Below are 15839 nucleotides of genomic sequence, written 5' to 3' on the forward strand. Positions count from 1 at the left end.
CACACAATGAGGATCAAGGTGCTCGGGCCTGGCTGCAAGAACTGCCAGAACCTGGAGAAGAACACCAAGGCGGCGCTCAAGGAACTCGGGCTCCATGCCGACATCGTGAAGGTCACCGAGTACGGCGACATCGCGGGTTACGGCGTGATGAAGACGCCTGGCCTGGTGATCGACGAGAAAGTGGTGCTGAGCGGGAAGGTTGCCAGCCCTGCGGAGATCATGAAGTTGCTGAAGGCGGCGTCGGCGTAGGCCGGAGCGGTCGCACTAACGACCAAACACTCCGCCTCCAGCTGGCCGCAGGCAGAAGAGCCTGTTACCGACACAGGTGTGTATAGCATCCTTTGCTATACCCTAGGCATGAGCGACCGAAGTGAACTGCTGCGGCAGGTGATGCGGGAGACGCACACCAGCCAGAGCCTGCTCTCGAGACTCAGTGGAGTGCATCAGCCGAGCATCAGCCAATTCCTATCCGGACGAGTTGAGCTGAGCGATGAGCAACTGGACCGCCTGCTCTCCTGCATGGGTCGGCGCTTGCAGGTAGTTCGTAGCGTTGTCGAGCCTGACCTGACCCGGTCAGAACTTCGTTCCTGGCGTCTTCACCGCCAGATCGCGTCACAACTGAACCGCAGCACCCTGCCCATCTGGCGCCCGACCATGAAGAAGAACCTCATCGACCTGCGCGGTCGGGTAACCGGGCAGCCCCACGAATGCAACCTCGACTGCAACCTCGACCGCTGGCTGCAACTCATCAAGGAAGAGGACTTGGGCGGAATCAAGCGAGTGCTCACCGGTCCTCGTGGACCCGGGAACATCGACCGACGCCTCCAGTCCGTCCCAGATGTTCACGCTGGGGCGGCGTACGCCGCGCAACGCTGGCTCAGTTCCTGCAGGTGAGCCCTCCGCTTTCCAGAGCCAAACAGCGTCACACGAATCCAACATGACGAAAGCCCCGCCGGCAGGAGCCGGCGGGGCCTTCACAGGGGTGGAGGTGCGGGGAATTGAACCCCGGTCCTCGAAGGATGACCTGAGACTTCTCCGGGTGCAGTCAGTGTCGCGGTCTGCTCGGCCCCTGCACTCGCACTGACACGTCGCAGCCGGGCCCAGTCCTGGAAAAGTCCCCCACCGTCCCCAGGACAAAGACGGTGGAGCGAGCCTTCTGAATGAGGCCAGGAACCGGACCGAAGGCTAAGTCCGGGCTGACCCTTCGGTCACTGCTCAGGCAGCGAGAGCGAAGTCAGTGCGCTTGTTGTCGGCACTTATTGGTTTCCACAGAGCGTTAACGAGATAACTGTGGCTCCTCGACCCGCTTCCCTCAGGACTATCGCCCCAAGTCGAAACCGATCACCCCCCTGTTCAGTTGGCACCCCCGCCCGGAGGCGGGAGCGGCGCGCCACTTCGCCCTGAGGCCCGTGGCGCCGAATCGGCCGAAGAGCCGATCCGAAGTGTTCATGCTATCGCAGACAACGCTGACCGGTCACCGAGTTATTCCCAGACCTGTGTCGTCTTGCTCCCCGCGGGCTCACTTCTCCTTGAGAATCTCCCAGCGAGCGATCTTGCGAGCCGGGTTCTGCCAGTTCTCACCCTGAGCAGCCTTGACGCCACCGACGATCGTGAGCACGAACCAAGCGATCCAGGCAAAGCCGATCAGCCAGCCGAACCGGTCGTCGACAATGCCGTTGGCGATCATCGCGACGATGAAGAACAGCGTGGACACGAACTGGAAGTTGAACGCCTTCGCCGCCTCGCGCTTGGCGAAGCTGCCGGGGGTCGCCACCAGATTGACCAGCAGCGGGCCGAAGATCCAGGAGACGAACGGCGAGAAGTGGGCGATGGCCGCGGCGGCGCGCCCGCTGCTGCTGCCGGCATCCTGGCGCACGAGGTTCGGTCGATAAGCCGGATGGAGTCCCAGCGCCTTGGAGGTCGGCGGGACATCCACGAGGCCATAGAACGCTTGGTTCAGATCCCGCCGGGTCTGCGCTTGGAGCACCTGCTCCATGCGTCCGTCGAACTCGAACTCGTTGAGGCGCCCGTCGGCATAAGCATCTGCCAAAAAGCGCTCCGCCCGGTCACGTTCATCAAGGGTCACGCCAAGGCCGAGGCTCGGATGCACGGGCTGCGGTTTCGAGCTCGCGGGCACATAGTCGGAATACTGCGGGAACTGTCCGGTCATGGCTCCTATTCTTCCTCGGTCGCCTGCATCGGGCCATCGGGCGTGTCCCGGGTGTCTCCCTGAGCGAAGTGGGGAAGGAGGTCCCCGTGGAGCTGGGGCGCCCCAGTAGAGTCCGGCCCATGAACACCAAACCAGAAGTGGATTTCCCCGACGGCCCGCCTCCTGCGGATCTCGAGATTACCGATATCACAGTCGGTGATGGCGACGAGGCCGTCGCCGGCAAGGTCGTGCAGGTGCACTACGTGGGTGTGTCGTTCTCCACCGGGGAAGAGTTCGACTCGTCCTGGAATCGCGGTGCGCCACTCGCGTTTCCACTCGGGGCCCAGCGCGTCATCGCCGGCTGGGATCAGGGGATCCAGGGCATGAAGGTCGGCGGTCGACGCAAGCTGGTGATTCCCCCGCATCTGGCCTATGGCGAGCACGGCGCGGGAGGCGTGATCAAGCCGGGCGAGACCCTGATCTTCGTCTGCGATCTCGTCGCCGTTCAGTGAGCACCCGCCCCTGAGCTCGGGGGCGTCGCTGAGGCCTCGTGGCTCAGCGGCGGCGCTGTCGGTCCGCGAGCGCCCGTTCGGCTTCGCGGTTCGCATCGCGTCGACGGATCGTCTCGCGCTTGTCGTATTCCCGTTTGCCGGTCGCCACCGCGATCTCGACCTTCGCATAGCCGTCGCTGAAATAGAGCGACAGCGGGACGAGGGTGCTGCCGGTGGTTTGCAGGGCTCGGCTGATGCGGTCGATCTCCCGCCTGTTGAGCAGGAGCTTGCGCGTGCGGCGCGCAGTGTGGTTGGTCCAGGTGCCGTGACTGTATTCAGGGATGTGCGCCTGACGGAGCCAGACCTCGCCGTCATCGACGGTCGCGAAGGCATCCACCAGCGAGGCGCGCCCCTGACGCAGGGACTTCACCTCCGTGCCGGTCAGCACCAGCCCCGCCTCATAGGTGTCGTGGATGTGATAGTCGTGGCGAGCCTTCTTGTTCTGCGCCACCATCGTGCGTCCCTTTTCCTTGGCCATGCGTTTCCTGCCCCCGTCGTCCGAACGATTTAGCCTAGCGCCCACGACGACAGCACCGCGCCGCATTTTCCTCTCGCTCCCCTCGGGAGGAAAACGCGGCGCGGTGCTGAGGGATGATCACAAGGTGATCAGAAACCCAGGGTCTGCGGGTTGGTGACCTTGCCGTTGACCCAGGTCATGAGGTGCAGGTGACATCCGGTCGAATAGCCGGTCGTGCCGACATATCCGATCACGTCACCCTGCTTGACGCGTTGGCCCGGGCTGACCGTGTAGCGCGTCGCATGGTTGTAGCCCGTGGTGATGTATTGCCCATCGACCCGGCCGTGATCGATCATCAGGCGGTTGCCATAACCGGCGTTGTAATAGCGCTCGGTCACCACACCATCGGCGGCCGCGCGCAGCGGCGTGTTGCACGCTGCGCCGTAGTCCGTGCCGTCGTGCAGCTTCCACACCTTCAGCACCGGGTGCAGCCGCATCCCATAGCGCGAGGTGACCGGTCCGGACGAGGGCTTGATGAACGGGCTGGCCGGCGCAGCTGCTGGGGCCGGGGGTGCAGGCACGGCGGCCGCACCGCCCTGCGCCTGCGCCCTGGCCTGATCGGCTCGTTCCTGCGCCGCTTCGGTCTCCGCCCTCACCCGGGCGGCTTCGATGTCGGCCCGGGACCGCTCGACGGCCCGGTTCTCCCGATCAAGGCGCGCAGCTTCCGCGAGCCGCGCGGCCTCGGCCTCCTGGGCACGCATGCGCGCGATGATGCGAGTCTCGACGTCTGTCTGCTCAGCGGACAGCGCCCGGGCGTGGTTCTGGCTGGCCTGGAGCTGCTGTCCCGCGACGAGCTCGGCATTGGCGTTGGCCTCGACGAGCAGGGCTACGGCCCGCTCCTCCTCGATTGCCTGCGCAGCGAGTCGCTGGCGCTTGACCAGGTTGGCCGCAGCAGCCGCCCGCTCTTCCGCCATCTGCTGTTCGATGCGAGCCTGCCGCTCCTGCGCGGCGACCAGTTGGGCCTGCAGCGCTTCGAGCTTGTCGAGTTCTGCCTGGGTGGAGTCGAACATCGTCGTCGACCATTGCACCCGGTTGTTGATGTCGCCGGTGCTGGCGCCTGTCACGACCATGCCGATGCCGACCATGTTCGTGCGCTGCTGGTATTGAGTCCTGACGACATTGCCGACCTCGATGCGCTGGGCGCCGACATTGCGCTCGCCCTCGGCGACGGCTGCCTTGGCTGCCTCGAGTTCGTTCTGGGCCTGGGCCAGTCGGCCGGCAGCGGCCTGGTCGTCGGTTTGGGCCTGGGTCAGCTGCCGGTGGGTCTCGGCGAGTTGGTCGCGTGCCTGGGTCAGCTGCCCCTGCGACTGCTTGAGTGCCGAGGTCGCATTGGCGAGCGACTTGATGTCCGAGTCGAGTCGCGACTGCGCGGCCGTGAGGTCCTGGGAGATCCGATCGCGCTGGTTGTCGAGGTCGTCGGCCCAAGCCGGCACGGCGACGGTCATGCCGAGCGCGAGCACGGCGAGACCGGCGGCGAACCGACGCACGTTCCGTCCTGCCCCGGATCTGGAGGTGGCGAGACGTCGACGTGACGCATCGCTGTTTAGCGGGCCGCCGGTGAGGGCGGTGGGAAGATCCCGTTGCACAGCTGGTCCCCAATCCTGTCGGGGTGGTTGCCCACCCGGTCGTTACACCTTCAAGTACTTTCTGGTCGCTATCAGCGTTGGTATTATTGACAGCAAGATTCCGACGATGGCAACTCCCAACATGGCCAAACCCGTGTGTGGCCAGCCAATCCAGGGTGAAGCCTTGATCAAGACTTCAGCGTTCTTGATGATAAGGAAGTAAACTGCTGCGGCCAGTGTGACGCATGCGAGCACGATGCCGATGATCGCGCTGATGAGCGCCTCGAGCAGGAACGGCAGCATGATGTGCAGGTTCCCAGCACCGACGAGCCGCATGATCCCGATCTCCCTGCGCCGCGCGAAAGCCGCCATGCGGATCGTGTTGCCGATCTGCAGTGCCGCCGCGATCAGCAACAGCACCGAGGCGATGATGGTCCCCCACTGCAGGAGGCTCAGCCACCCGAAGAGGCTGTCGAGGACCTGGTGGAGATCTTGGACCGCCTGCACGCCTTTGAGGCCCGACACGGCGGACACGACCCCTTGGTATTGCTCCGGGTCAATGAGCTTCACCCGGAAGGACTCCTGCATCTGGTCCACGGTCAGCGAGTCCTGGATCGGGCTGCCCTCATAGGCTCTGCGGAATTCGTCGTAGGCCTGCTCCTTGGACTCGAAGAACACGTCCTGCACCTCCGGGTTGGTGCGGATCGTCTGCTCGATCACGTCCTTCTGCGCCTGGGTCACCTCCTGGCCCGGATCGCAATTGTCGCCACGCGTGTCGGCGGTGCAGAGAAAGACCGAGATCTCGATCTTGTCGTACCAGTTGCCCTTCATCAGATCGACCTGCTGATTCGCCAACAGACCGACACCGAACAGCGACAGCGACACCCACATGGTCACGATCACCGCAACCGTCATGGTCAGGTTGCGGCGGAGGCCGTTGAACGTTTCGGACAGGGTGTGGCGCATGTCAGCTTTCCTGGAGGTTCATGGTGATGGGGCAGATTCGGAGGCTGCTGGTGATCACTGGTAGCCGTAGACCCCCTTGCTCTGATCGCGCACCAGCTCACCGTCGTCGAGCTCGATCACGCGTTTGCGCATCTGGTCGACGATGGTGGAGTCATGGGTCGCCATGACGACGGTGGTCTCGGACCGGTTGATCTTGTCGAGCAGCTTCATGATCCCGACACTGGTCGCGGGGTCGAGGTTGCCGGTCGGTTCGTCGGCGATCAGCACCTGGGGCCGGTTGACGAACGCGCGCGCGATCGCCACGCGTTGCTGCTCACCACCGGACAGTTCCTCCGGCAGCCGGTCGCCCTTGCCGCCCAGACCGACCATCTCCAGTGTTTCGGGGACGGCCTTGCGGATGAAGCTGGTCGGCTTGCCGATCACCTGCAGAGCGAAGGCGACGTTCTGGTTGACGGTCTTGCCGGGCAACAGCCGGAAATCCTGGAACACCATGCCGATCTGCCTCCGCAGCGCGGGGATCTTCCAGTTCGGCAGCCGCGTGAGATCCTTGCCGGCCACCCAGACCTTGCCAGTGGTCGGCCGCAGCTCACGCAGGATCAAGCGCATGAAGGTGGACTTGCCCGACCCCGAGGGCCCGACAAGGAAGACGAACTCCCCCTTGCCGATCTCCACGTCCACGTTCTTCAGCGCCGGCCGACGCTGGCCGTCATAGGTCTTGGTGACGTTCTCGAATCGAATCACGTGCGTTGTCCGGGCCGGGCTAGACGATCATGCCGTTTGGGCATGCCCCGACGCGGTCAGCAGGGGAACGGCCTGCAGCGAGTGTAGGCGTACGTTTCCGGCGTCCCGCTGTATTTGCTCACCGTGGGAGTGTTGACCGACCGCCCGCGCAGATCAGATGACAACCTCGGCGCGCCTCCCACTCCCCGCCCGGGTTCAGTCGGTGGCGGTTTCCTGACGCTTGCGCCAGCGGATCCCCGCGTCGATGAAGCCGTCGATCTCACCGTCGAACACCGCGGTCGTGTTCCCCGTTTCGTGCTCGGTGCGCAGATCCTTGACCATCTGATAGGGGTGCAGGACATAGGAGCGCATCTGCTCGCCCCACGAACCGCTGCCGCCGCCCTTGAGGGCATTCATCTCGGCTTCCTTCTCGGCCCGGGCCTTTTCCAGCAATCGGGACTGGAGGACCCGGAGCGCCGCCGCCTTGTTCTGCAGCTGCGACTTCTCGTTCTGGCACGAGACGACGATGCCGGTCGGGAGGTGGGTGATCCGCACTGCGGAGTCCGTCGTGTTGACCGACTGCCCACCCGGGCCCGACGAGCGGAAGACGTCGATCCGCATCTCGTTCTCGGGGATCTCGATGCTGTCGGTCTCCTCGGTGACCGGGAGCACGTCAACGCCGGCGAACGAGGTCTGGCGACGGCCTTGGTTGTCGAACGGGGAGATCCGCACCAGCCGGTGCGTGCCTTGCTCGACCGACAGCGTCCCATAGGCGAATGGCGCCTTGACGCTGAACGTGGCCGACTTGATGCCGGCCTCTTCGGCATAGGACGTGTCATAGACCTCGGTGCCGTAGCCGTGCCGCTCGGCCCACCGCAGATACATCCGCATCAGCTTCTCGGCGAAGTCGGAGGCGTCGACACCGCCGGCCTCCGCCCGGATGGTGATCATGGCTTCGCGTTCGTCGTATTCCCCGGACAACAGGGTCCGGACCTCCAGCGCTTCGATGTCCTTGGTGATGCGACCGAGCTCTCGCTCGGCCTCCGCCATCGATTCGGCGTCCCCCTCCTCCTCAGCGAGTTCGACGAGCACGGCGAGATCGTCGAGGCGGGCACGCAGCCCACCGACCCGTTCGAGTTCGCCCTGCAACGCGGAGAGTCGCGACGTGACCCGCTGAGCGTTGGCCTGGTCGTCCCAGAGGTCCGGTGCCGCGACCTGCTCCTCGAGCTCGGCGATCTCCGCCTTCTTGCTCTCAGGGTCGACAACCGCCTCGATGGCGCTCATCGAGCGTTCGAGGTGGGACAGGGAACTTCCGAAGTCAACAGCCACAAGGAGTGAGTCTAGTCGCCCGCGCCACCGTTCGGCGCCACCGGTCGCCGGACAACCATCGCTTGTTCCGGACTGGACGAACCCCGCACCGAGGTCGAGACTGTCCGACGAGGAACCCTGACACCGAACCTGGAGCCCCCGTTCGTGACTGCGTCCACCGCCGACCCCCTGCGCCGCTCACCCGCCTTTCGCGCCGGCCTGTCGATCGCGCTGGCCGTCGGTCTCTATGGCATCTCGTTCGGCGCCCTCGCGGTCGCGTCCGGCCTCAATGTGTGGCAGGCCCAAGCGCTGAGCCTCCTGATGTTCACCGGGGGTTCCCAGTTCGCCTTCATCGGCGTCGTCGCCGGCGGCGGTGGTGGCCCCGCAGCCGTGGCGGCAGCGACACTGTTGGGCCTGCGCAACGGCATCTACGGCATGCAGATGAATGCCCTGTTGCGTCCTCGCGGCTGGCGTCGGCCGGTCGCCGCTCACGTCACCATCGACGAGTCTGCCGCCGTCGCCATGGGCCAGGAATCGCCCATCGAGCGACACCGCGGCTTCTGGAGCGCGGGTCTCGGCGTGTTCGCGCTGTGGAACACCTTCACCCTGGTGGGGGCGCTGGCGGGCAACGCCCTGGGCGATCCCCGGCAGTGGGGCCTCGACGGTGCGGCGGTGGCGGCGTTCGTCGGGCTGCTCTGGCCACGCCTGCGCAACCGCGAGCCAGTCGCCATAGCCGTGATCTGCGGCGTGGTGACAGCGCTGTGCATTCCCTTTCTGCCACCCGGAGCGCCGATCCTCGTTGCCGCTGCAGTGGCAGCACTGATGTCCATCGCCGCCCGCGGGCCGGCGAACGAAGGGCTCGAACGCGATTTCACCGCGGATCGTGCCGAAGCGCCGCACCAGGCCGAAAATGGTGATCGATGATGTGGTTCTGGGTTCTCCTGGCGTGTCTGATCGCGTACGCCACCAAAGGCGCCGGCTATCTCATCCCCACATCGCGCCTGGAGTCGCCGCGCGTAACCCGGCTCGCGGGCATCCTCACCGTCGGCCTGCTTGCCGCGCTGATCACGATGAACACCTTCGGCGACGGCCAGGCGCTGCGCATCGACGCCCGGCTCGCCGCGCTGGTGGTGGCAATCGGCGCCTGCGCGCTCCGGGCGCCCTATCTGCTCGTGGTGGTGTTGGGTGCCGCCGCCGCGGCCGTCGTGCGCCTCAGCGGTTGGGGCTGAGCCCGAGAACCTCGCGCGTCCGCTCGACGTCGGCGCCGATCTGCTCGATCAACTGTGGAATGCCTCCGAATCGGACGTTGCCGCGCAACCGCTCCACGAAGTCGACGTGAAGCGTGACGCCATAAAGCGCCAGGTCATCGTGGTCGAGCGCATGGCCTTCCACGACGACGGCCGGCACGTCGTCGAAAGTCGGATTGGTGCCCACGGAGATCGCCGCCGGCCACACGGGAGCATCAGCGGGTTCCGCCACGCGCATCCACCCTGCGTACACCCCCGCACCAGGCGCCGCGAAGCCGGCCGGAACCGGAAGATTGGCCGTGGGGAAACCGAACTCGCGCCCGCGCTGGTGACCGACGACCACGGTGCCGGTGAAGCGGAACGGGCGGCCGAGGTGATGCGCCGCCTCGGCCACGTTGCCCTCGGCGAGCAACCCCCGGATCTCGGTCGAGCTCGTCTCGAGATGGTCGGTGAGGAGGAGCTCCAGCCCGGTGACCTCGAACCGGCCCTTGCCCCACGCCCGCAGTGTGTCCACGTTGCCGCTGGCCCGATGACCGAACCGAAAGTTCTGCCCCACCACGACGCGAACGGGATTGAGCGGTCGGATATAGCAAGTCAGAAAGTCCTCCGGGCTCATCGCCATGAGCTCCCGGTCGAACGAGATGACCTCGACGACGTCGGCGCCGGCCTGCTGCAGCAGGTGCACACGCTCCTCGAGGTCGCACAGGAGCAGCGGTTCGGAGCCGGGTCGCACGACCGAGATCGGATGGGGCCAAAAGGTGACCGCCACGAGCCGGGCACCGGGCTCAAGCTCCCGCGCGGTGCGCAGCACCTCTTGGTGGCCCTTGTGCACACCGTCGAAGTTGCCGATGACCACCACGCTGGCTGGCTTCACGTCCTGCCCTCCTCGATTCGTCCGCGGCGATCCTAGCGATGCCGGTCGCGCGAGGCACAGTCGCGGGGGTCGGTCAGGTCTCCCGTTGCCGACGGTATTTGGCATCCAGGCCCGCCAGCTTCCGCTCCAGCTTGTCGATAACTTCCTGCAGTTCGTTGATCGTGTCCGCGAGCTCGGGATCGGCGGCATCGTCCCGATCACGCTCCTTGTACGCGGTTTCCAGCGCGTTGATCACAATGCCGATGACGAGATTGATGACGACATAGGTGCCCAGGAGGATGAACGAGATGACATACGGCAGCGCCCACGGGGAGGCGTCGCGCAGGACATACATGATCTCGTTCCAGCCCTCCAGTGTGAGGAGGGTGAACAGAGTCAACATGCCCTCGCCGAGGTTGCCGAAGTATTCCGGGGCGGTCTCGTTGAAGATCATGTAGCCGACGACGGCGTACAGATAGCAGAGCAGCGCCATGAGCGCGAGCAGGCTCAGAGCCGGCAACGCGGCCCTTCGCAGGCCGTCGACGAGGACGCGGAAGTCCGGCATGACCCGGGCCAGTCGCGCGATCCGGGCCAAGCGGACCATTCGGAGTGCAGTGGGGTTCCAGTGCCAGACCGGCAACAGCCCGAGGACGATCACGAACGTGTCGAACACGTTCCAGGGATCGCGGAGAAACCTGATCACCCGGAATCGATAGGCGGCCAGCCGGATGAGCAGTTCGAAGACAAAAAAAGCGAGGAACCAGGAGTCGAGCGGATCGGCGATGCGCTGCAGTTCACCGGGAATGCGCTGATAGGTCTGCAGGCCGAGGGCGACCGCGTTCGCGACGATAACCGCGACGACCAGGGACTGGAACCAGCGGGCATTGGCGACCTCGTGAGCCTTGCGCTGCCAGGCCGGTGAAGTCGCGTCGATGGTGCTCGCCGTGTCGCCCACGATCCGTTCGCTGGCCACGTGATCCTCCCTGGAGTCCGGACGCTCGGCGTCACTCTATTGGGGAACGTATCGGCTCAGGGGTGAACAGGACCTCAGACGAACACCGCTTCAGGCACCGCATCCTGACCGTCGGGTCGATAGAGAGCCAGGAAGCGTCCGCGGTCGAGGAGCGCGGTGAGCCCACTGAGGGGTACGCCCGGGAGTCGCTGCCCATAACGAATCGCGGCGGCTGCCCGTTCGTCGACCTCGAGAGTGTCGAAGCACTCCGGCACCACGTCGTCCAGGCTGAGCAGCGGGAGCGCATCGGAGTCGGCGTCGACCACGTGGGCCCGGTCGAGCCCGAAGGGCCCCACGCGGGTGCGGCGGAGAGCGGTCAGGTGCCCGCCCGTCCCGAGCCGCGCCCCCAGGTCACGAGCGAGGGCCCGGATGTAGGTGCCGGACGAACAGCGCACCGTGACATCGCAGTCGAGCACGTGGACGCCCTCGGCCATCCCTGGGCGCACCTCGTGCAGATCGAATGCGTGCACGGTGACCGGCCGCGACTGCAGCGTCACGTCCTCCCCTGCCCGGACCCGTGCGTACGCCCGTTTCCCGTCCACCTTGATCGCGGACACTGCCGTCGGGATCTGCAGGATGTCACCGGTGAAGGCGGGAATGGCTGCGCGGACCGCCGGCTCCTCCAGCCCGGCGGCACCGGGCGCGCCGGTGAGGTCGCCTTCGGCGTCATCGGTCACGGTGGTGATGCCGAGGCGGATGGTGGCGGCGTACTCCTTCTCCGTCAGCATCAAATGGCCCAGCAGACGGGTCGCTCGATTGACGCCGATGACGAGCACACCGGTCGCCATCGGGTCGAGCGTGCCGGCATGGCCGACCTTTCGGGTGCCGAGGATCCGCCGGCAGCGACCCACAACCTGGTGCGACGTCCAGCCCGGAAGTTTGTCGACGACGGCGATGCCGACGGAATCGGTCACGGACGCTCGTCCGGCTCGTTCTGATCGCCGGCCTGGAGCTCGTCGTCGAAATCGTCGTCCGAGTCGGCGTGCTTGTAAGGATCGGCGCCACCGGCATATTCCGCCCCCGCGGCACGCGCGGCCAGTTCCTCGTCGGCCGTGCGGGTCTGCGCGAGCAGTTCCTCGATGTGACGCGCGTTCTCCGGCACCGCGTCCAGCACGAATTCGAGCGCCGGAGCGAAACGCAGACCGAGCTGCTTGCCGATGGTCGAACGCAGGAGGCCCTTCGCGGACTCGAGAGCAGCCGCCGACGACGCGAGATCGGCGTCCGCTCCGAGGACGGTGTAGAAGATGCTCGCCTCCCGGGAGTCACCGGTCAACCGCACATCGGTGATGGTGACGAACCCCAACCGGGGGTCCTTGATCCGTCGCTCGAGCATCTGGGCGACGATCACCTTGATCTGGTCGGCGAGCTTGCGGGCGCGGGGGTTGCTCATGGCGGGCCTTTCTTGTCGGTGTGTGCATCGAACGGATGGGGCCGACGAGGCCCCGGGACGGCGCAGCGGGTGGGTCCTTGTGAACCCACCCGCCGCAACCGGTCACCGAACCATGCCGGCGGTCAGCCGGCAGGGATCAGCTGCGCGGCTTCTCCCGCATCTCGTAGGTCTCGACGATGTCGCCGAGCTTGAGATCGTTGAAGTTCCCGAGCGTCAGACCGCACTCGTAACCCTCGCGGACCTCAGTGACATCGTCCTTCTCGCGACGCAGCGAGTTGATGTCGGTATCGACCACGACCACGCCGTCGCGCAGGAGCCGCGCCTTGGCGTTGCGCCGGATGAGACCGTCGAGGACCATGCAGCCCGCGATCGTGCCGAACTTGGAGGAACGGAAGATCTCGCGGATCTCCGCATGGCCGAGCACGGCCTCCTCGTAGATCGGCTTGAGCATGCCCCGGAGCGCCGCCTCGATCTCGTCGATCGCGCCGTAGATGACCGAGTAGTAGCGGATATCGACGTTCTCGCGATCCGCCTGCTCGGTGGCCTTGCCCTGAGCACGGACGTTGTAGCCGATGATCACCGCACCGGACGCGGCAGCGAGCGAGACGTTGGTCTCCGTAATCGCGCCGACGCCACGGTCGATGACCCGCAGCGACACCTCGTCGCCCACATCGATCTTCGACAGAGCCTCTTCCAGCGCTTCGACCGAACCGGCCGAATCGCCCTTGAGGATGAGCAGGAGCTCCTGGGTCTCGCCCTTCTCGAGCTGCTCGAACAGCTGATCGAGCGTCTTGCGGCGGGCGCCGGCGGCCTGGGCAGCCGCGCGGTTGCGCGCCTCCCGCTGGTCGGCGATCTGCCGTGCGGTCCGGTCGTCGGCCACGACGAGGAACGAGTCCCCCGCACCCGGCACCGAGGTGAGGCCGAGGACCTGGACCGGCATCGACGGCGGAGCCTCGTCGACGTTCTCGCCGACGTCGTTCACCAGTGCCCGCACACGTCCGTGAGCCGGGCCGGCCACGATCGAGTCGCCGACCTTCAGCGTGCCGCGCTGGACCAGCACCGTGGCGACCGGGCCGCGGCCCTTGTCGAGGTGGGCTTCGATCGCAACGCCCTGGGCGTCCATGGTCGGGTTGGCCCGCAAGTCGAGCGCCGCGTCGGCGGTCAGGACGACCGCCTCGAGCAACTCGTCCAAGCCCTGGCCCGTCACGGCTGACACGTCGACGAACATGGTCTCGCCGCCGTACTCCTCCGGCACGAGACCGTATTCGGTCAGCTGGCCGCGGACCTTGCTCGGGTCTGCCGTCTCCTTGTCGATCTTGTTGACGGCCACCACGACCGGCACTTCCGCCGCCAGGGCGTGGTTGAGCGCCTCGATCGTCTGCGGCATCACGCCGTCGTCGGCCGCCACCACAAGGATCGCGATGTCGGTCGACTTGGCACCGCGGGCACGCATTGCGGTAAATGCCTCGTGACCAGGGGTGTCGATGAAGGTGATGCGACGATCCTTGTCGTCGACCTCGGTCTTCACCTGATACGCGCCGATGGTCTGGGTGATGCCGCCGGCCTCGCCGCCCGCCACGTTCGCCTTGCGGAGCGTGTCGAGCAGGCGGGTCTTGCCGTGGTCGACGTGACCCATGACGGTGACCACGGGCGGCCGGGGAGCGAGATCCTCCTCGTCGCCCTCGTCCTCACCGAACTCGAGGTCGAACCGCTCCAGCAGCTCACGATCCTCGTCCTCCGGCGAGACCACCTGGATGTTGTAGTTCAACTCCGCACCCAGCAACTGCAAGGTGTCGTCGTTCACCGACTGGGTCGCGGTGACCATCTCGCCCAGGCTGAACAGCACCTGCACGAGCTGTGCGGCGTCGACATTGATCTTCTCGGCCAGATCGGTCAGCGAGGCGCCTCGGCGCAACCGCACGGTCGCTCCGTCGCCCTGCCGGATCCGGACGCCACCGATCGACGGGGCCTCCATCTGGTCGAACTCTTGACGACGCTGCTTCTTGGACTTGCGTCCCCGACGCTGCTGACCGCCACGGCCGAAGGCACCCTGAGTGCCGGCTCCGCCCCGACCACCACGGCCGCGACCACCGGCGGGCGGACCGCCACCGGGCCCACCCGGGCCCATGCCCGGACCGCCACGACCGGGACCGCCACCGGGGCGACCCCGACCGGGGCCACCACCGCGGCCACGGGTCGTCGAGCCACCGAGCGTGCTCTGCTTGGGCATCATCGCCGGGTTCGGGCGCGGCATGCCCGGGACACCGCCGGGAGCACCACCGGGGCGCGGGCCACCGGGACGGGGCCCGTCGGCGCGGCCACCCTGCGGACGCGGTCCGCCCGGACGAGCGTCACCGCGAGCGTCGGGACGGCCGGCGCCGTCCGGGCGTCGGCGCTGAGTGCCCATGCCCTGGGACGAAGCGAACGGGTTGTTCCCGGGCCGCGGGGTTCCCGGCCGGGGGCGAGGGGCGCCCGGGAGGCCGCCGGTCGAACCGGGGCGCGGTCCGGGGGTGGCCCGGGGGCCGGGCACCGGCGGACGCGGAGCACCCGGACGAGGGCCGGGCGCCGACGGACGTTCCGCCCCGGGCCGCGGGGCCTCCGGGGTGCGTGGTGCGGCCGGCCTGCCGGGCGCCGCGGGAGCGCTCGGGCGCCCCGGTCCGGGCGTGCCGGGCCGCGGCGTCGAGGGACGGCGTTCGGCCGCCGGGCGGGCACCGGTCGGCTCCTCAGCGGGCTTTGGCGCCCGCGGCGCGGGACGCGGACCGGGCGTGGGCCCCGGTCGGCCGGCCGCGGGGGTGCGCGGCGTCGGAGCGCCGGGTGCCGCGGCAGCGGGACCGGGAGCGGGAGTTTGCTTGGGGGCGGGCGGTCCGGGGCGTGGCCCAGGGGTCGCCTTGCGGGGGGCGCTCGGCTTGGCAGCCGATCCGGACGCCTCACCGGCACCGCCGGACGCCAACCGGTCGCGGAGACGCCGGACAACGGGCGGTTCGATGGTTGACGACGCCGAGCGAACGAACTCGCCCATGTCGTTCAGTGTTTTGAGGACTTGCTTGCTTTCGAGTCCGAGCTCCTTCGCGAGCTCGTAGACACGGACCTTGGCCACTACTCTCCTTCAGGTCCGCATCCGCGCGCGGACCAGTTAGTTGTCGAACATGCTCATTGGTGCGTACTCATCGAGTGGTCATGAGCGTCAGCCCACCTTCTGATAGGTGCCCCGCCGGAGAATCGGCGAAGCGCTGGTCACACTCACCCGCGCGGAGCGCAGGAGCGCATCGGCCATTCTATGCGCTTCCTTCCCTTTTTGCATAAGCGGAGGCCAGCGCGGACAGAACCGAAGTGTCCACATCAGGGGCCCGCAGCGCTCTCGGCACGGCCCTGCGGCGCACGGCCACGGCGATGCACTCGTGGTCGGGATGGACATAGGCCCCACGGCCGGGGAGACGCTGTCGTTCGTCGACCACGACGGCCCGAGCGGCCTCGTCCACCACCAGCCGCAGGAGGTCGCTCGGGGCGGCGGTGCACCGGCAACCGACGCACGTCCGTTGGGGGCTCATCTCTCGCACGCTA

Annotated in this window: 17 protein-coding genes and 1 other RNA gene; 5 read left to right on the plus strand and 13 right to left on the minus strand. The window is 67.0% G+C overall.

Going from position 1 to position 15839, the window contains the following annotated elements; translation table 11 throughout:
• Positions 1–6: 6 nt before the first annotated feature.
• Complete coding sequence (locus ACQ260_RS03610; protein ID WP_432558023.1) at positions 7–249, plus strand: thioredoxin family protein; 243 nt, start codon at positions 7–9, stop codon at positions 247–249.
• A gap of 78 nt (positions 250–327) precedes the next feature.
• Positions 328–894 carry a helix-turn-helix domain-containing protein gene (locus tag ACQ260_RS03615; RefSeq protein WP_432558024.1) on the plus strand — a complete coding sequence of 189 codons (567 nt, stop codon included), beginning with the start codon at positions 328–330 and terminating at the stop codon, positions 892–894.
• A gap of 86 nt (positions 895–980) precedes the next feature.
• Here the strand turns inward: ACQ260_RS03615 and ssrA are convergent.
• Positions 981–1349, minus strand: a transfer-messenger RNA (tmRNA) gene (gene ssrA, locus ACQ260_RS03620).
• A gap of 170 nt (positions 1350–1519) precedes the next feature.
• The gene (locus ACQ260_RS03625) at positions 1520–2170 is read right to left on the minus strand and encodes a DUF1707 and DUF4870 domain-containing protein (RefSeq protein WP_432558025.1); all 651 of its coding nucleotides are present in this window, start codon (positions 2168–2170) and stop codon (positions 1520–1522) included.
• 119 nt (positions 2171–2289) lie between these two features.
• Here ACQ260_RS03625 and ACQ260_RS03630 point away from each other — a divergent pair, with 119 nt between their 5' ends.
• Entirely contained in the window at positions 2290–2661 is a 372-nt protein-coding gene (locus ACQ260_RS03630) for an FKBP-type peptidyl-prolyl cis-trans isomerase (protein WP_432558026.1), read from the plus strand.
• 43 nt (positions 2662–2704) lie between these two features.
• Here the strand turns inward: ACQ260_RS03630 and smpB are convergent, their stop codons facing one another.
• The 5 genes from smpB to prfB form a co-directional block, all read right to left on the minus strand.
• The gene (gene smpB, locus ACQ260_RS03635; protein WP_432558027.1) at positions 2705–3178 is read right to left on the minus strand and encodes an SsrA-binding protein SmpB; all 474 of its coding nucleotides are present in this window, start codon (positions 3176–3178) and stop codon (positions 2705–2707) included.
• A gap of 128 nt (positions 3179–3306) precedes the next feature.
• A complete protein-coding gene (locus ACQ260_RS03640) occupies positions 3307–4704 on the minus strand; it encodes a peptidoglycan DD-metalloendopeptidase family protein (RefSeq protein WP_432558028.1) in 1398 nt (465 codons plus the stop codon).
• Positions 4705–4845: 141 nt separating this feature from the next.
• A complete protein-coding gene (gene ftsX, locus ACQ260_RS03645; protein WP_432558029.1) occupies positions 4846–5748 on the minus strand; it encodes a permease-like cell division protein FtsX in 903 nt (300 codons plus the stop codon).
• A gap of 54 nt (positions 5749–5802) precedes the next feature.
• The gene (gene ftsE, locus ACQ260_RS03650) at positions 5803–6489 is read right to left on the minus strand and encodes a cell division ATP-binding protein FtsE (protein ID WP_432558030.1); all 687 of its coding nucleotides are present in this window, start codon (positions 6487–6489) and stop codon (positions 5803–5805) included.
• Positions 6490–6684: 195 nt separating this feature from the next.
• A complete protein-coding gene (gene prfB, locus ACQ260_RS03655; protein ID WP_432558031.1) occupies positions 6685–7797 on the minus strand; it encodes a peptide chain release factor 2 in 1113 nt (370 codons plus the stop codon).
• Positions 7798–7941: 144 nt separating this feature from the next.
• On the opposite strand from prfB, the gene ACQ260_RS03660 reads away from it, so the two are divergent.
• Positions 7942–8700 (plus strand): AzlC family ABC transporter permease, encoded by a 759-nt coding sequence (locus ACQ260_RS03660; RefSeq protein ID WP_432558032.1) that lies wholly within the window; start codon positions 7942–7944, stop codon positions 8698–8700.
• The gene (locus tag ACQ260_RS03665) at positions 8697–9005 is read left to right on the plus strand and encodes an AzlD domain-containing protein (RefSeq protein ID WP_432558033.1); all 309 of its coding nucleotides are present in this window, start codon (positions 8697–8699) and stop codon (positions 9003–9005) included. Before ACQ260_RS03660 ends, ACQ260_RS03665 begins: the two co-directional genes overlap by 4 nt.
• On the opposite strand, the gene ACQ260_RS03670 is transcribed toward ACQ260_RS03665, so the two are convergent.
• From ACQ260_RS03670 to ACQ260_RS03695, 6 genes are all read right to left on the minus strand, one after another.
• Complete coding sequence (locus tag ACQ260_RS03670) at positions 8989–9897, minus strand: bifunctional riboflavin kinase/FAD synthetase (protein WP_432558034.1); 909 nt, start codon at positions 9895–9897, stop codon at positions 8989–8991. The two genes, ACQ260_RS03665 and ACQ260_RS03670, sit on opposite strands and share 17 nt — an antisense overlap.
• A 73-nt stretch (positions 9898–9970) precedes the next feature.
• Positions 9971–10849, minus strand: a complete 879-nt coding sequence (locus ACQ260_RS03675; RefSeq protein WP_432558035.1) for an ion transporter — start codon at positions 10847–10849, stop codon at positions 9971–9973.
• A 74-nt stretch (positions 10850–10923) separates the two neighbouring features.
• The gene (gene truB, locus ACQ260_RS03680) at positions 10924–11802 is read right to left on the minus strand and encodes a tRNA pseudouridine(55) synthase TruB (protein WP_432558036.1); all 879 of its coding nucleotides are present in this window, start codon (positions 11800–11802) and stop codon (positions 10924–10926) included.
• A complete protein-coding gene (rbfA, locus tag ACQ260_RS03685) occupies positions 11799–12278 on the minus strand; it encodes a 30S ribosome-binding factor RbfA (protein WP_432558037.1) in 480 nt (159 codons plus the stop codon). The genes truB and rbfA overlap by 4 nt, the downstream gene beginning before the upstream one ends.
• A gap of 136 nt (positions 12279–12414) precedes the next feature.
• Positions 12415–15375: a translation initiation factor IF-2 gene (gene infB, locus ACQ260_RS03690; RefSeq protein ID WP_432558038.1), complete on the minus strand. Its 2961-nt coding sequence runs from the start codon at positions 15373–15375 to the stop codon at positions 12415–12417.
• A 178-nt stretch (positions 15376–15553) separates the two neighbouring features.
• The gene (locus ACQ260_RS03695; protein WP_432558039.1) at positions 15554–15826 is read right to left on the minus strand and encodes a YlxR family protein; all 273 of its coding nucleotides are present in this window, start codon (positions 15824–15826) and stop codon (positions 15554–15556) included.
• Positions 15827–15839 lie beyond the last annotated feature (13 nt).

The sequence above is a fragment of the Ammonicoccus luteus genome (genome assembly GCF_050880385.1).
GTDB lineage: Bacteria > Actinomycetota > Actinomycetes > Propionibacteriales > Propionibacteriaceae > Enemella.

Excerpts from the sequence above, each read along its gene's own strand:
- ACQ260_RS03610 (WP_432558023.1), top strand. The coding sequence starts at position 7 with ATGAGGATCAAGGTGCTCGGGCCTGGCTGCAAGAACTGCCAGAACCTG.
- ACQ260_RS03625 (WP_432558025.1), bottom strand. The coding sequence starts at position 2,170 with ATGACCGGACAGTTCCCGCAGTATTCCGACTATGTGCCCGCGAGCTCG.
- ACQ260_RS03630 (WP_432558026.1), top strand. The coding sequence starts at position 2,290 with ATGAACACCAAACCAGAAGTGGATTTCCCCGACGGCCCGCCTCCTGCG.
- smpB (WP_432558027.1), bottom strand. The coding sequence starts at position 3,178 with ATGGCCAAGGAAAAGGGACGCACGATGGTGGCGCAGAACAAGAAGGCT.
- ftsX (WP_432558029.1), bottom strand. The coding sequence starts at position 5,748 with ATGCGCCACACCCTGTCCGAAACGTTCAACGGCCTCCGCCGCAACCTG.
- ACQ260_RS03665 (WP_432558033.1), top strand. The coding sequence starts at position 8,697 with ATGATGTGGTTCTGGGTTCTCCTGGCGTGTCTGATCGCGTACGCCACC.
- rbfA (WP_432558037.1), bottom strand. The coding sequence starts at position 12,278 with ATGAGCAACCCCCGCGCCCGCAAGCTCGCCGACCAGATCAAGGTGATC.
- ACQ260_RS03695 (WP_432558039.1), bottom strand. The coding sequence starts at position 15,826 with ATGAGCCCCCAACGGACGTGCGTCGGTTGCCGGTGCACCGCCGCCCCG.